The organism is Moorena bouillonii PNG, from assembly GCF_001942495.1.
In the GTDB taxonomy this organism is placed as follows: Bacteria; Cyanobacteriota; Cyanobacteriia; order Cyanobacteriales; family Coleofasciculaceae; genus Moorena; species Moorena bouillonii.
Map to the genome: position 1 here is coordinate 7,788,700 of NZ_MKZS01000001.1, position 16,546 is coordinate 7,805,245.

Annotated in this window: 11 protein-coding genes and 1 pseudogene; 6 read left to right on the forward strand and 6 right to left on the reverse strand. The window is 43.7% G+C overall.

The window, feature by feature from the left end; genetic code table 11:
* Window positions 1–74: 74 nt before the first annotated feature.
* From BJP37_RS31755 to BJP37_RS31770, 4 genes and pseudogenes are all read left to right on the forward strand, one after another.
* Window positions 75–467: pseudogene (locus BJP37_RS31755) on the forward strand (S16 family serine protease); the annotation flags it as partial.
* A 683-nt stretch (window positions 468–1,150) separates the two neighbouring features.
* Window positions 1,151–1,603 (forward strand): cupin domain-containing protein, encoded by a 453-nt coding sequence (locus tag BJP37_RS31760; RefSeq protein ID WP_198954243.1) that lies wholly within the window; start codon window positions 1,151–1,153, stop codon window positions 1,601–1,603.
* Between the two features lie 207 nt (window positions 1,604–1,810).
* Window positions 1,811–3,301 (forward strand): SLC13 family permease, encoded by a 1,491-nt coding sequence (locus BJP37_RS31765; protein WP_075904962.1) that lies wholly within the window; start codon window positions 1,811–1,813, stop codon window positions 3,299–3,301.
* Between the two features lie 56 nt (window positions 3,302–3,357).
* Entirely contained in the window at window positions 3,358–5,031 is a 1,674-nt protein-coding gene (locus BJP37_RS31770; RefSeq protein WP_075904964.1) for a CocE/NonD family hydrolase, read from the forward strand.
* 19 nt (window positions 5,032–5,050) lie between these two features.
* On the opposite strand, the gene bioF is transcribed toward BJP37_RS31770, so the two are convergent.
* Both bioF and BJP37_RS31780 read right to left on the reverse strand, forming a co-directional pair.
* Window positions 5,051–6,220, reverse strand: coding sequence for an 8-amino-7-oxononanoate synthase (gene bioF / locus BJP37_RS31775; protein ID WP_075904966.1), 1,170 nt, complete (start codon window positions 6,218–6,220; stop codon window positions 5,051–5,053).
* A gap of 8 nt (window positions 6,221–6,228) precedes the next feature.
* A complete protein-coding gene (locus tag BJP37_RS31780; RefSeq protein ID WP_075904968.1) occupies window positions 6,229–6,672 on the reverse strand; it encodes a hypothetical protein in 444 nt (147 codons plus the stop codon).
* A gap of 390 nt (window positions 6,673–7,062) precedes the next feature.
* Between BJP37_RS31780 and BJP37_RS31785 the strand changes: the two genes are divergently transcribed.
* Window positions 7,063–7,965, forward strand: a complete 903-nt coding sequence (locus tag BJP37_RS31785) for a DUF928 domain-containing protein (RefSeq protein WP_075904970.1) — start codon at window positions 7,063–7,065, stop codon at window positions 7,963–7,965.
* A gap of 105 nt (window positions 7,966–8,070) precedes the next feature.
* Here the strand turns inward: BJP37_RS31785 and BJP37_RS31790 are convergent, their stop codons facing one another.
* From BJP37_RS31790 to BJP37_RS31805, 4 genes are all read right to left on the reverse strand, one after another.
* Window positions 8,071–9,138, reverse strand: a complete 1,068-nt coding sequence (locus BJP37_RS31790) for an LOG family protein (RefSeq protein WP_075904972.1) — start codon at window positions 9,136–9,138, stop codon at window positions 8,071–8,073.
* Window positions 9,139–9,287: 149 nt separating this feature from the next.
* Window positions 9,288–10,847, reverse strand: coding sequence for a circadian clock protein KaiC (kaiC, locus tag BJP37_RS31795; protein WP_143727893.1), 1,560 nt, complete (start codon window positions 10,845–10,847; stop codon window positions 9,288–9,290).
* Window positions 10,848–10,950: 103 nt separating this feature from the next.
* Entirely contained in the window at window positions 10,951–11,265 is a 315-nt protein-coding gene (gene kaiB / locus BJP37_RS31800) for a circadian clock protein KaiB (RefSeq protein ID WP_008182352.1), read from the reverse strand.
* 127 nt (window positions 11,266–11,392) lie between these two features.
* A complete protein-coding gene (locus BJP37_RS31805; protein ID WP_081431403.1) occupies window positions 11,393–12,313 on the reverse strand; it encodes a circadian clock protein KaiA in 921 nt (306 codons plus the stop codon).
* 316 nt (window positions 12,314–12,629) lie between these two features.
* Between BJP37_RS31805 and BJP37_RS31810 the strand changes: the two genes are divergently transcribed.
* Window positions 12,630–16,292: an ATP-binding response regulator gene (locus BJP37_RS31810; protein ID WP_158069853.1), complete on the forward strand. Its 3,663-nt coding sequence runs from the start codon at window positions 12,630–12,632 to the stop codon at window positions 16,290–16,292.
* The last annotated feature ends 254 nt before the right edge of the window (window positions 16,293–16,546 follow it).

Consider the following 16,546-nt stretch of genomic DNA (forward strand, 5'->3'; position numbering starts at 1 on the left):
GTTCTGTGGAGGTTTGTCGAATATTGTGTAAGATTTAACGACTAAACGTCAACTCTTACGAGCTTTCGACACTTGCCGGTGCAATTCCCAAAGATGGACCCTCTGCAGGGGTAACTATGGTAACAGCGATCGCATCCCTGTTGATGAATCAATCGGTACGCACGGATACTGCCATGACGGGAGAAATAAACCTCAGTGGTGAAGTACTCCCCATTGGTGGAGTGCGAGAAAAGGTGTTAGCAGCGCACCGGTCTGGCATCAAACGAGTGCTGTTACCGCAACAGAATCAGAAAGACCTAGTTGACGTGCCGGACGATGTGCGTAACCAAATGGAATTTATTTTATGCGATCGCATTGAACAAGTGTTGGAGAATGCCCTACTCCACCAACAGGAAGTCAAATCTCAGCAAGATTCAGAGGATGGTCATCACAAGATAACTAAACTGTTTCAGATGTTTAGTAATTGAATTAAAGCGATCGCTTACTCCAAGTATCGAACGATTCACGGCTCTACAAGAACAAGTAGCGCGCGCAACAGGTTTCGACTAATGCTGCTGTGGAAAGATTAGACCGAATCTTGGATGATCTGATTCGAGGCCATGGAAAACCAGAAAAGCGATCAGGTAAAAGGTAATTTTGTCAACCCCCTAGCAATTAGATATCTACTCCTATTTATTACCTACCTAGAAACAAATAGAGATTGCTGGTTGAGGTGGAGTCTAGGCTATGGGGTTTAGGGAAATTCAAGGGCGATTTCATATTTCTTTACAAACTGTTACGGATTAAGTCAATCGCCCCCAAAAAAATGTGGAGTATAGGCTGTGGGGTTTAGGGGAATTCAAGGGCTATTTCATATTTCTTTACAAACTCTACCGAATGTAAGTGAATCGTCCCCAAAAAATTTAGATAATATTAAATTTAATAGCTAGGGATTGGTAGATAAAGTAAACTACAGCTATTCAAAGACTATGGTGCCACTATCTTACTAGATGATTGACGAACATTACTCACTACAAGTTACCATTTACAATTCTAACCAATGCTTGGCTTTGAGTTGGTCAAAGATGCTCCGACAACTCTCAAAGCACTTAACTAATTAAATTATCAATTAAATTATCAAAAGTAAACCCTCAACAGTAATAAATCAACCATGGATAATCGTTGCATGATTCCCGTAGTTAGGTCTCCCAAAGACTACCAAGCTTATCGTATTAGTCCCCAGGATAAAAATCGCTTAGCCATTGTCTTCGATCCAGACAGTGCTAATGCTTCAATAACATTTTGTGTAGAGATTTTTGAGCCAGGAGGAAAGACTCCGCTCCATTATCATAAAATTGGAGTAGAAATGTTCTATATCCTCAAGGGTCAAGGATTAGCCAGCTGTGATGGCAAAATCGTTACGCTGAGGACTGGAGATACGTTATTAGTTCCGCCTACAGGAATTCATGAAATTAGAAATACTGGCACTGAGCGTTTGTATACCCTGTGCTGGATGGTGCCTAATGAGGACTTTGCTGAACTAGTTCGCAGTGGTACACCGGTTGAATTCGATGAAGAGGATATGAGAGTGCTTGGGCGTCAAGATGTGTTGGTAGCTTGTTGAAGAATTTATGTTGAATAACTAAATAGCTGGATATCTGGGACTGTTCATCACTTTCTATTTAATAAAATCCCAGAGTAAATCCCAAACCTGTTAAATCCAGCAATAACAGGACTTACGCAAAACTCGACTCTAAACTCACTTATAGTGTAGGCTTCGTTAATAAAGCACCTTACTACTACAAGTAGAGTTACTGCGTAAGTCCTGTTGATGAAAAAAAGCTTTTACCTAGGAGTTAGTATTTTTACCCTATGCTGGCTCCTTTCATGTTTTCCAGCATTACTCCCTGAAAATTTACCACCAACTGCTGTGATAATGCTAGGAGCAACGCTTCTCATGGCAGTTTTTTGGATTGCTGAAACTATCCCGATTGCCGCCACCTCGATAATTCCCTTGGGTTTATTTCCCTTTTTAGGAATTGTTTCTGCTGAAGAGGTTGCTTCCGCCTATGCTTCTGATGTAGTATTGTTATTGATGGCAGTTTTTTTTATTGCTAAAGCGGTTGAAAAATATAACCTACATCAGCGGATTGCTTTCCACATTATTAGCGTTGTTGGTACCCAACCAAGCAGATTAATTTTGGGGTTTATGCTAGCAACAGCAGTATTGTCGATGTGGATATCGAATACAGCTATCACCTTGATGATGCTGCCAATAGCTATCTCTATTATCGAACAAACGGCTCTTGCTAATCCCAATATTGATGTAGGTAAAAATCTGGGAACTTCCCTAATGCTTGGAATTGCCTACGCTGCTAATATTGGTGGGATTGGAACCCCGATCGGGACTCCACCTAACCTGATATTTCTGGCACAATTAAAAGAAAACTTTCCAGACAATACCGCCATTACGTTTTTTCAATGGATGATGGTGGGAGTGCCAGCTGTTTTGATATTTATATTGTTAACTTGGATCTATTTAACTAAAATAATAGTCAAGCTTGATAATAACAGTTTATCCTCAGACTATTTTAATATTTCAGACAAAGAAGTCCAGAAACTGGAGAAAATGTCTCAGGGAGAAAAATACGTTGCTATTTTATTTGGGTTAATGGCATTGTTGTGGATTTTTCGGGCAGATATCACCATCGGTTCCTTTACATTAACGGGTTGGGCAACCTATCTGGGCGTGGCTAACTTTGTTCATGATACCAGTGTGGCTGCCCTAATTGCTGTGATCATGTTTATAGTTCCTGTAAAAACAGAGACGGGGGATAAAATTAACCTCCTAGACTGGGAAACCGCTGTCAAAATTCCTTGGGGAATATTGCTGCTATTTGGTGGTGGAATTGCAATTTCTAAAGGGTTTGCTGCGTCAGGGTTGTCTCAATTCCTAGGGTATAATTTACAAATTGGATTGCAGGGACTTTCAACGGTTTTGATGGTGGTTTGCATCTGTGTATTTATGACCTTTTTGACAGAAGTGACCTCGAATACAGCAACCACAGCTCTGATTATGCCTATTTTAGCTACTGCTGCACCGATTATAAATGTATCACCTGCTTTGTTGATGTGGCCCGCAGCAATTTCTGCTTCCTTCTCGTTTATGCTGCCAGTCGCAACTGCTCCAAATGCAATTGTTTACTCTCAGGAATATTTCCCAATTTATACCATGGCTAAGGTAGGATTAGTGTTAAATATAGTAGGGGTAATTATAGTAAGTTTGTTGATGAATTTTGTAGCTATCCCCATGTTGGGATGACTATAAGTTACAGGTAGCAGGTTGGAAGGTTGAAGGTTAAACAAGAAACGGCATCAATGGTAACACGGGATGGAGTAAGGCTGGATGCGGATATCTACCGTCCCGATAGCGCCGGTGAGTGTCCGGTGTTGCTGATGCGGCAACCCTATGGCAGAGCGATCGCATCTACGGTAGTCTATGCTCATCCCACTTGGTATGCTGCCCAGGGTTACATTGTAGTGATTCAAGATGTCAGGGGGAGGGGCACTTCAGACGGTAAGTTTGATTTGTTTGCCCATGAAGTGGAAGATGGCTTTGATAGTGTTAACTGGGCAGCAAGTTTACCCGGTAGCACTGGGGATGTGGGCATGTACGGCTTTTCCTATCAGGGGATGACTCAACTGTACGCTGCTGCAAGCTATCCCAAGGCTCTGAAAACGATCTGTCCAGCCATGATTGGCTATGATTTATATAGCGATTGGGCCTATGAGGGAGGGGCATTTTGTTTACAAGCTAATCTGGGTTGGGCGATACAATTAGCAACAGAAACGGCACGATTGCGCTCAGATGAGCAAGCCTATCAACTGCTGTATGCAGCATCTCGGAATTTACCCCTGTATGACCCAATTCCTGCTCGCCCTCAAATCCTCCAAGACTTAGCACCAGACTCCTTTTATCACGACTGGTTAGACCATCCTCACCCAGATGAATACTGGGAAAAACTATCTCCCAAGGGAATGATGCAGGATGTAGACATGCCCATGTTACACATTGGGGGATGGTTTGACCCATTTTTGCGAGGGACACTTCATTTATATAAGGATATGGCATCTCATGGCAGTTCGCCTCAGCATCTGATCATTGGACCTTGGGCGCATCTGCCTTGGGGGCGTAAAGTGGGAGCAGTGGATTATGGTCTCCAGGCGAATAGTCCCGTTGATGCCTTGCAAGTGCGTTGGTTTGACCAGTTCCTCAAGGGAATTGATACCAAGGTGCTTGAGCAACCGCCTGTTTGTCTATTTGAGATGGGAACTAATCGGTGGCGTTATTTTGATAGTTGGCCTGATGGCAATCAGAAATCTTATTATCTGGTAACTTCCGGTTTAGCCAGTGTCAGGGAAGATTCTGGAAAATTAGTCCCAGAAGAGTCTCAAGAAATGCAACAGCCATCGGAGACAGAGGGAGTATCCCAAAGCCAGCATACCTGTGATGTATCCTGTGATCTATTAGTTCATGACCCTTGGCGTCCAGTTCCAGCAATGGGGGGTCATGCAGGGATGCCAGTCGGTTCATGCGATCGCACTGCCATAGATTGTCGCACAGATGTTTTAACCTACACCTCTGAACCCTTAGCAGAAGATTTACATATAGTAGGGGATGTGGTGTTTGAGGTGTTTTGCACCGCTGATACTCCCAGTTTTGATATCTGTGCAGTGTTGTCGGAAGTCCATCCTGATGGCAGGGTAACCCATGTCACTCAGGGATATAGACGGGTCAATCCTGGGGACAATACTACTAATCCGTTGCGGATTAGATTCCAGGCAACTTGTGTGCGTATTGCCCAAGGAAATCAATTGCGCTTGAGCTTAAGTGGGGCTTGTTTTCCCGCTTATCCAGTGAATTCCGGCACCGGGGCTTTCCCTAGTGAAAGTCGATTGATGGATGCTCAGATTATTACTTTGATGGTGAGTTGTGGAGGGGATGATCCAACTCGTGTTTTATTACCTATTTTTAGGTCTGACCAACAATGAGCGCCATTATAAATAAGCGCTATAGCTGACAAGTCTGCAAAGCAGCAACTAACTGCTGGAAATGATCCAGTGTATGAGTTGCCATAACTGAGATCCGAATTCGACTGGTAGGCACTGTCGGAGGACGAATAGCAGGGGCGAAGATACCAGCTGCTTTCAAGGTTTCGCCAACAGTAAGAGCCTCAGTAGCACTATTTATGGAAATGCACAGGATAGGCGACTCAGAAGGCAAACAGTTGAGATTAGGCAACTGCTGAGTAATTAACTGTTTGAGAGTCTCTACATTATTCCTCAGTTGAGCGCACCGTTCTGGTTCTTGTTGGACAATTTGGATTGCTGCCAATGCTGCTGCTGTATCTGCTGGAGATAAGGCAGTAGTGTAAATCCAGCTAGGAGAACGATTTCGGAGGAAATCAATTAAAACCGCTGAACCCGCAACATACCCTCCCAAACTCCCCAAAGCTTTACTGAGGGTGCCAACTTGAATAATCGTTTCTCCAGTACAGCCAAAATGTTCCACACATCCAGCCCCTGTAGCGCCCAAAACTCCCGTAGCATGGGCTTCATCCACCAGAAGCATACAATTAAATTGGTTTGCCAACCCTAATAGATCAGGCAAGGGGCATAAATCACCATCCATGCTAAAGACGCTATCAGTAACAATTAAGCAGCGGCGGTACTGTTGTCGGTATTCAATCAGTTGACCCTGCAAAGAAGCCATATTGCAGTGCTCATAATCGATTACCTGGGCACCGCTCAAAATTGCCCCATTTTTGAGGCTGGAGTGGTTGTACTGATCCCCTAGGATTAAATCCCGTTTCCCTACTAACGCCGCAATCGTGCCTATATTCGCTAAATACCCAGAGCTATAGACTATCGCATCTTCAGTTTGTTTGAGAGATGCGATCGCATTTTCCAATTGTCTATGCAGTTCCCGGTGTCCAGTGAGTAATCTCGAACCAGTGCTACCAGTACCATAGTCCTTAGTAGCACTAACTGCGGCTGCAATTAAGGGAGGTGAGCCCGCCAGTCCGAGATAGTCATTACTAGCAAAGTTAATCACCTCTCGCCCATCCAGTTGCACCACAGCACCAGGCATACTTTGTACAGTTTGTACAGAACGATACCAACTGGCTTTCTCAATCGTGGCCAGGGATGGCTTTAGCCAAGCATAAGGGTCAGTAGGCATTATTTGTGCTAATCATCTTTTTTCGCCTTCACCCCAACTAACTCTGGATTACCATCCAAAGAACCGTATAGGATATTTCCCCTCTTGTTGTCTTGTTTATAGAAAACTAGTCGTTGCTCCAGTCGTTGCAGCTGCCGTTGAGCTGCTTGTGGATTCTTCGAGTAATACTTCTTCAAGTCAATCTTGAAGTGGCGATTAATCTCTGACCATGGGATGTCCCAAAGTTGGTCACCACAAAGTACCTCTAATTCCCATCCTTCAATATCAGTATCTTTGATATCTAGCTCAACTTCCCTTGGTTCAACCTCAATCAGCTTGCACTTCTCCATTTTGTTAGGGGAGCAGCTACTGAGTAATGTTACTCCCACACTGAGCAACAAGACAATGATAAACAGTTTTTGATTAAAAAAAGATTTTTGGTAATTTTTCACGTCTGGTACTAAACTAATCACGATCCTAATGGTATTGACTCATTTATCCCCAATTAAATTATAGATTGCAGTTGGTGATGAATTGCCAGAACTGTTAACTATCCATCCCTATCAAAAGGTAGTTGACACAATAATATTTTTTTGCTACGAAATAGTCTAAATTCACCAGGTAGAGTAGCTACGTAAGTCCTGAAAATGAACCATGTTTGAATTCTGGATTCGTCAATTACCAGATTGTATATCAAACTAGATATAGAAAACTAGTCAGTATAAAAAATTAGATAGTTCATTCAATTGAGTGATAATGAGAGTAGCAACGAGATCCAAAAAACTAGGGATAGGAAGTAACAACTGACCAATCACCTGACCAATCACAAGGAAACATTCCTTCAAAATTACTCTTTATGAATCATGAGCAAGATAAAACTACCGTTAGCACCGCCAATCTTAGGAATTACATTAGCAATTGTCAGCTTTAGTAGCAGTATTGCCTTGCCACGTATTTCAACAGCTAATACTAACAATTCTCGGTTGGATTCAGCTCAACGTTCCCCAACAGCAGAAGTGGCTCACAACCACCGAGAGCAAGAGCTAAGGACTTCAAGAACTTCACAGCCATTACCCATCAGTCTAGCTTGGATGCCACCAGATGTACCGGAACGAGGCGTACCCGGTAAACGAAAAGCAGCGGCAAGCCGTGGGCCTCGATGTCCAAAAGTCAAGCAACCCTTGACTGCCTTGGTCCCTGCTAGCCCCAGCATGGCCAGTGAGGGTCAAATTCCATTGACCGTAGGTCACGCTACGCGAACAGAATCGGTTTTCGGCTTAACCGTTGTTTCTCATCCCACCTTCTGGTTTTATGTTCCCTATGCCCTGACACCGGACTTGCCTTTGGAGTTTGTGCTACAAGATGAAAACTATAACGAAATCTACTGGACTAAATTTGTTGCCTCATCGTCCTCACCAAATGTAGTAGGGATCGAACTTCCATCAACAGTCGCCTCCCTTGAGGTTGGTAAACAGTATCGTTGGTACTTTGTGGTGAAATGTGAGCCACTGGGGTCTCCTGTAGTGACAGGCTGGGTAAAACGGATGTCACTCAACCCATCCCTCAAAAATCAGTTAGACCAAGCGACATTAGAACAGAAAGCGATTATCTATGCCAGATCAGGGATGTGGTATGATAGCCTAAATGCTCTAGCTAAGCTACGTCAGCAAAATTCTAACAATGACCTGGTGATGAAGGATTGGGTGAAATTATTGCAGTCTGTTGACTTAGATGCGATCGCGCTTGCACCCCTTCTGGAATTTTAAGATCAAGTCCGTCTAATTCCATTACCAGCACTCGAGTGGGTCATTTACCGTTATTGGTCATTGGTCGAGCCTGCTGTGTATTTTAAGGATGCAAGCATCCAAGCCTTATTTCAGTTCCGGATGAGTTGTACTCTCTTGAGAAACACCCATGTGATTAATAGTAGCGAGTAGCTGGTAAAGACGGCTAACATCTCGTCGATTGAAGTAGAAAACCAGACGGGGAAGTTCAGCAGTTTCATCAGGTAGTTCTTCTGGTAAAACCTGACTTTTCTCAATCCGTCCCTGAACCAAGATATCGCTAAAATCCTGATTTAGCTGTTCAACCTCAGGATCTGACAACTCAGATTTGAGGCGAATGACGAATTGATCTCTGACATAGCGGCTAGAGTGATAAACCCGGTAAAACCGATTAATTGTTTCGTAAGCCACATCTAAGTTATCTGTGATGGTATAGAGACTGGAATCCTCTGGACTGATCAAACCCCGTTGCATGAGGTGCTTTTGAATATAAGCATCCCAATCTTTCCAGTAGGTGCCACCAGGTTTATCAATCAGTACTAAAGGAGTTGGTTCTAATCGTCCTGTTTGACAAAGGGTTAAAGACTCAAAGGCTTCATCCTGAGTACCAAAGCCACCAGGAAATAAGGTAAGCGCATCAGTTTCCTTGATAAAAAATAGCTTGCGAGTGAAAAAATACTTGAACTCAATCAGCTTGGGATCCCCTGCAATAAACGAATTTGCGTCGTTTTCAAACGGTAGTTGAATATTCAGACCAAACGAATGCTTAGAGCCAGCACCTTTGTTTCCTGCCTCCATAATGCCAGGACCAGCACCAGTCATTACCATAAATCCCTGCTGGGTTAAATGATGAGCAAATTCAGCTGCCAGCTGATATTCAGGAGTATTTGGAGCAAGGCGCGATGAACCGAAAATGGTAACTTTCCGGACATGACGATAGGGATAAAAAACTTGAAATGCCCGCTCCATATCTTCTAGAGAAGCGGTGATTATTTTCCAATCTAGACGGTCAATTTCTTCCCCAGTTAGTCGCACTAGCACTGCAAGAGACCGTTTGATCAATTTACGATTTTCCAGATTAGGTAGCTGGTCAATCAGTGTTGCTAAATCGTTTGACAGTGACTTGAAGCCATCCGCAGAAGGAGATAGAGTCATATCGTATCCAGTTGACTACTTATCATTAAAGGTTTTTCATCAATTGAAAATTGAAAATTAAAAATTGTCAATAGTCAAGGAGCCATTAACAATTAACAATTAACAATTAACGATTTCCCTGAATACGAAGTGATTAAGCGGACTCAATATTATTCCACAGACTTATCACGAACGCCTTTAAAAATCCGAGAGAGTTCGCTTTTTTCATCGACGGGAATACGAGTGGGAGAACCACTGATAATTCGTTCGTAATTGCGGAAGGAATCCTTAATTTCTGGTCCATCCTTACTAATAGTGTACTCTCTGATCCCTGTATCATGCCAAGAGCCACGCATCTTAAACACATTGATAGCACGGGACATTTCACCACGAATTTCCACATACTGTAACATTATAATTGTGTCAGTAATTGTGGAAATATGGGAATCGGTAATGGAGTCAGAGCCCAGAAATTTATCGGTGGTATTGGTAAAAAAGCCAGTTATTTCTTCTTGCTTGGCATAGCCCGTCACACCAATCACAAACTGCCGAAAGGCATTGTTGCTGACTCCCCGTGCTAAAGCAGAAAGAGAGTCGATGGCAATCCGAGAGGGCTTAAATTCAGCAATTTCTGTTTTAATCCGTTGTAAGTGGTCTTCTAAGCCCGCTGATTCTGGATAAGAACAAAGAATTTTTAATAAACCCTTTTGTTCCATTTCCTCAAAATTAATGCCCCAAGACGATGCATTACGAGATAGCTGAGCCCGAGATTCTTCATAAGCAAACAGGATGGCGCGATCACCTTGTATGCAAGCATTTTCGATAAACTTGCTCACTAACAAGGTTTTGCCAGTACCTGTGGCACCCGTTGCCAGGATAATGGAATCCTTGAAGAAACCACCACCACACATCACATCAAGAGTTTTGATTCCGGAAGACACTCTGGCCATGGAAGACCGTTGAGTCAGTCGCATTGCTCCTAAGGGGAAGATGTTGATCCCTTGATCGGTAATAGTAAAGGGGTATTCTCCTTTCATATGGGTGGTACCCCGCAGCTTGAGAATTTCTATAGTGCGGCGTCGGCGTTCCCCTTCCAGGACATTACGGACAATGACCACATTATCTGAGACAAACTCTTCCACCCCGAATCTAGCTACTGGTCCATACTCTTCAACTCGCTCTGTGGTCATAATGGTGGTTACACCAATGTTTTTCAGGCGTGCCACTAGGCGAAAAATTTCTCGCCGTACCACCGAAGCAGCATCGTACTGCTGAAAGATGGCAGTGATTGAGTCAATGGAAACTCGCTTGGCTTTGTATTTGTGAATGGCGTACTGAATACGCTCGATCAGAGCAGACAGGTCGAAGTTGCCGACAATGTCCTGTCCTTCTGGATCCGGGGAAGCATCCAGAATAAATAGCTTGCCTTCATTAACTAGTTTATTTAGCTCCCAACCAAAGCTCGATGCATTTTTGGTGATATCTGTGGGTGATTCTTCAAATGTAACAAACACACCAGCTTCATCAAAATTGCTAATGCCGTTGTAAAGAAATTGAACGGCTAATAGAGTTTTTCCCGTGCCAGACGTTCCACTGACCAGGGTGGTTCTACCAGATGGTAAACCGCCATGAGAGATCTCATCGAATCCTTCGATCATTGTCCGTATTTTCTGGACACCGACCGTTGTTACTGAGTTTTGATATTGTTCATTTTGATTCAATTGATTCATATTGGTCGTAAGTAAATGTTCTTAATCAAAAAAAAAAGTTTAGTTTAATGGTGTTGCTGACTTGCTAAATTTTCACGCTTTAATCTAAAATGGTATAATCTATTTAGAAATCCAAATCTCCTTCACGGAGTTCTTCATAGAGCAAATCTAAGCCGATCAAGACTTTTTCCCGATCCGAGAGGTCCCCAATGATTTTTCGCACAGGAGGCGGTAAAACTTTTGCCAAGGTTGGTGTTGCCAAAATTTTATCTTCCTCAGCTAGTTGGGGGCTCTTAAGAACATCAATTACTTTGAGAGCGTAAACCCCTTGGAATTCCTGTTCGAGAATAGTTTTCAGTGTTCTCAAAGCCCTGACGGAGTTGGGGGTGTTCCCAGCTACATAAAGCTTGAGAACATAGGTTTTTTTATAGGAACTCATAGGCTCGTAAGTTTAGGAGAAGATGGGTTAAAGGTCAATACAAGGGATCAAGGAACTCAAGGAAACGGTTTTTTAGGAGAGCCTCCCATCAAGCTTACTACTCAATGTTGATCCGATTCTGCTGATCTTACAGTTCTCTGGGGATGGAACGGCGATACATTTCACCTAAGTGAGCAATCACGTCGATTAACGTCAGGCGATAGTCAAGCAGTATATCCTCTCTACGGCCTTCCAGCTGCAACTGTTTGGAAAATTCATCCATCAGTTCCATATGAATTTCTACAATCTTAGATATAGAAATATCCGCAAAAAACACTTGTTCTACAAAATGATCAATGTCTTGGTTTAGGGTATCTCCCGGTGCAAAGTACTGTAGAACAATTTGACGATACTCTGATCTTAAGTGTTCTAACAGCTCATCCCTGTCGTTGAGAGATAGATTACGAAAAAAAAGCCGAGGATTTCTCTTGTAGTACACACCAAGGTATCCAAGTCTTTCCCTGAGCTTTTCAGCTAACCGATGCTGCTGCTTACTCAAGAAACTGTAATTAGCTACTGCGAGGGTAGGATAAACCGGGTCAGATGACCTGGGTAAGTTACAGGCGGGAGCCAGGGACAAAAACCCGGTGATCGCCTTTTGGATGAAATCGCCAATTTCAGGTAATTGGTGAATACTAAGTTCGACTTCTGCCGGATGGAACAGATAAGCCCTGGATCTGGTGGTGAATTTATGGGTCGTCTGGTTAGAGCCGAGCTGTTGATTTCTGTCAACCCTAGGGGGAATTTCTGGGGAGTCCGACCGCAAAAATACTGCAGGTAAGGTGGTTCCTTGCAGGTACAAGTACTGGATCACCTGGGGAAGTGTGTCGGTATCCTGCAATACCAAACAATCAAGATCCTGTTTATGTTGCTCAACCACCTCGAAAAACTCAGATTCTGAGCTAGTAGAGTGTACAATATATTGCTCGCTACCCAAAACCTGAGAAAGGGATTGAGCTAGGGCATCAGAACTGATCAGCGTACATATGGTTAGTTGGGAAAGCAACACAACAGGTCCCGAATATCAAACTGGTTACTCTTACTATATAAGAGTGCTTAAACCAGTAAGATTTTAACATTTTTTTTAACAATGGGCTTAATATAAATTAAATTAAATTGAAACAGTCTGATAATTGAAATTAATTTTGATTTCGCGCCTCACTATATCCCCAGTGTTGAGCAGTATATTGAAAAGTACTTGCTCTTCAAGCATTAGGGGATCGTCTAGTCCTGTTGGGCTTGAGTTAATTCCTTTGTTGCTACTTTAGGAGGATGTGTTGCTACTGTAGCGCTCAACCGCTGTTGAAGCTAGATTGGTTATGCCCATGCCTACTCCCAGTATCCAAAAATTTGCCCAGCTAGTTCCTGTTTGTCAAAGGACCTCTGAGTTGGCTACTCTGCTAGATATTTTTAATGGTTCAAGGCATGACTCGATTGTGGTAGTCAGCGAACACCAATATCCTGTGGGAGTAGTGAAGCTAAGGCAGATCATGCCTCACCTGCTCTCCTTAGCTAAGGTATGTAGCTCAGGAACAACAATGACAACTGGTTTTCTTCACAAACCACTATCTTGGGTAGAGCCAAACATCATTGAACCCATAACCATCCTACCAGGTAAGCTGAGTCTAAACCAATTCTGGTACTACCTACAAGACAATGGAAGTAGGGAGGGGGGGTTAGGGGAGTTGGGCAGCAACTGGGATAGAGAATTTAACCAATTCCCGATCCGAGATCAGGAACAGTGGGCATTAGTAGATGGGGACCAGAAATTTATCGGACTCCTTAACAGTTGGCTGCTGTTAAAATCATTAGCATCCACATTCACCCAACAACGTTCTGAATCGATAGTAAAGCGTACTCAACCCAAGGGACTGAACCCTAATCCCCTCAGGACTCACCACCCAGACTATCGATTAACAGCCAAGAGTTCTTGGGTCAATTCCCTAGGATTATCATCTCGAATCAACTCAGGACTGAAAACTCAGGAGGAAGCCGTCACTAAAACTCCCCACTTCAAGGGCATTAAGCCATTAGTCCAACTGTTAGAACAACTGCCATTACCCCTAAGCATACAAACCTCGACGGGAAAAGTTTTAGCCGAGAATCTGACCTGGCGTGAGCAGATTGAGAAATCCTCCGAAGGGAATCTGGCACATGCTAGCACCACAGGAAATAAAAATACTACCTCTGCCCAGAAAAACCCTGGAGCTAGGGAAAAGATACCCTACCGTTCTTCTTACAATCGTCTGTTATCTAATGATGTACCGAGGGCAGTCAGTAAGGAAGGTTTGAACCAATCGATGGAACAGTCAATGGACTCGATAGACTTCAACTCGGGTCAGCCTGATACCCAGAAGTCCCCAACCTTCCATCACAAATCTGCTCCGACCTCTCCAGGACAATGGCCATTATCTGTGGGGAATGTTTGTGACCAGGGAGACAAAACCTCTCAACAAGCTGCTGTTGGGCAATACTGTGCTCTTGATACTCCCTATCAAGCAGCAACAACTATTCATGAGCGCGTGCTACTGTTTTCACAACCAGTGAAGAAAACCGGGGCAAACCATACCCGGTGCCGGGAAACCGCTGCACCAACTGACTTAACTCTTTCAAACAGCCAGGAGCAGGTATTCTCGTTTGTTAAAATTCCTCTGTCACCTTCTGTCGCTGCCCTTTGGGAGGGAGGACTAGAAACTGGCAGTGAGCCTAAGGTCGCTTTTGACTATTCGAGATCTCCAATCTCTAGGTCTGAGTCACCCAACTCTCAAGTATACCTAGTCTTGGCTCAAGATACCACAGAGCAACGACTTTTTGCCCAAGAACTGGCAGCAAAAAATGCTGATTTAGTGCAACTCAACCGACTCAAAGATGAGTTTTTAGCTTGTATTAGCCATGAACTGAAAACACCGATAACTGCGATTTTGGGTTTGTCAACTTTGTTGAAAGACCAAGCCCTAGGGGAACTCAATCAACGTCAATCCCGTTATGCGCAGTTAATTTATCAGAGTGGCCGTAAGCTAATGACCGTGGTCAACGATATTCTCGATTTGACCCGTATGGAGACTGGTCAACTGAAACTTACCCTCGAACCGGTGCCAATTCGGACTGTATGCGATCGCGCTTATGACCAAGCTCGCTCTGAGATAGACTCAAAACACTCGGAGGACAACAATCGAGATTATCCGACAAAATTCACCCTAGAGATTGAAGCAAGTTTAGAGATGCTGATTGCTGACGAGTTGCGTTTACGGCAAATGTTGGCCCATCTGTTTTCTAATGCCCTTAAGTTTACCGATGGCAGTGGTGAAATTGGTCTGAAGGTCAATTGGTGGCAAGGTTGGATTGCTTTCACGGTCTGGGACACTGGCATTGGTATTCCTGCCGATAAACAGCACTTGATCTTTCAGAAATTTCAACAGCTGGAAAAGCCTCTGACTCGTAGCTTTGAGGGGACTGGTCTGGGATTAGTTTTAACACAACATCTAGCTCACTTGCATGGTGGAGATGTCTCGTTTATTTCCAAGGCAGGGGTCGGTAGTCAGTTTACCCTACTCTTCCCCCCCTGTCCTCCCCACGCTTCATCTGATCAATTGGACAATTGGGATGAGCAACTATCAGAGATTGCCCCTACGGCAACGTCTCACCCCCCATCTTCGACGCCCAACCGTTTAGTGTTAATTGTGGAAGCTGTACCTCTTTACCTGGAAGGATTGACGGAACAGCTCAAGAGTTTAGGCTATTGGGTAGTGGTTGCCCGCTCTGGTACAGAAGCCATCGAAAAAGCCCGCCGTTTACAACCCTATGCTATCTTACTCAATCCCCTACTACCAAAACTTTCTGGTTGGGATGTCCTAACACTGCTAAAGTCGGATGCCCAAACTAATCACATCCCGGTTTTGGTCACAGCCACCCAGGCTGAAAAACAGCAGGCAACCCACAACAAAGCTGATGGTTTCTTAAGTTTGCCGGTACAAGAGGAAGCATTACGAGAAAACCTTTCTCGCCTGGCTAAAGACGAGAGTAATACCAGTAGTGTGCTAACGATTCTCTATCTCAATCCTGGTGATGGGCGAAAAGGCTATTATGTAGATTCCTACCAGAACTCTGACTCGTCTGCACTGACTGATGAGTTAACTTCACTATTGAGTCTAGAACACTTAGACCTGAATTATCGGGTACTCGAAGCCGATGATTTCGATCAAGCTGAGTTATTGAGTCGGGTTTGGAATCCAGATGTGATTGTATTAAATGGTGCTCGACTGATCAACCCTTTAATATACTTGAATCAGTTTTCATCATATCCTTCCTTGAGTACTTTACCACTAGTAACCCTGGATCACCAAACTACAGAAGCCGCTAATCAAGTAACTGGTCTTTCAGTCTATCCCTGTTTAGCACCAAATAATCAACAAAAGATGGCTGCCATACTGCAAGTCATTCAAGTGGCCGCTGGAATCAGTTGCAAGCCTACCATTTTAGTGATGGACACGGGGGAGCAGAGAACAAAGTTTAGGGGTAATCCGTTACAGGTTAACAGGTTGAAAGTTGAATCGTCTCACTTATCCTACGGATTTTCTCTAGGAGGAAAATCATCAACATCTTGGCTACAGGCACTGATTCAATACTTACAAACTGCTGGTTATTCCAGCTTACTCGCCTGTTCTTGGGCAGAAGTATACCGTCAAATTCAGGGAAAAAGTGTGGACTTGCTGCTGATTCGATTAACAGATCTCACTAATCCTTTAGAACATTCCCAAGGATTGATAACTCTTGCTCAATTACCAGAGCGACCACCAATTCTGGTTTTGGATCATCGATTAGACGCTAAGCAGCATGATCCAGTAATCAAGAGTAGTAACAGTAGTAACTCCAATTCTCAGTTGGAGTTGCTGGTTAAGAAAATTGCTACTCAGATTGTACACTGGCATTCTCAGTCAATGACCCAGTTATTAAAGCAGATTAAGCAGGTCATGAACCAAACCCTTTAAAGGGGTGCCATGCAAGTCGGTCATATTCTCTGACACCGTGATTATCCATCCAGTCTTCGAGACACTTGTTGCGAACAAAGCCAGCCGTGGGGATCATCTAGTCAATGATGGCAAACTGTTTTGTTAACCTCCCTCTTTTGCCTTCAAGTACAAACAAGAGCAATTCCTAACTATCTGATCAGGAGAGTTTACCATAAGGATGCCCTGGGCCCAATGTGTTGGTTGCTCGCAATTCATCCCACCGCAAATCAAGG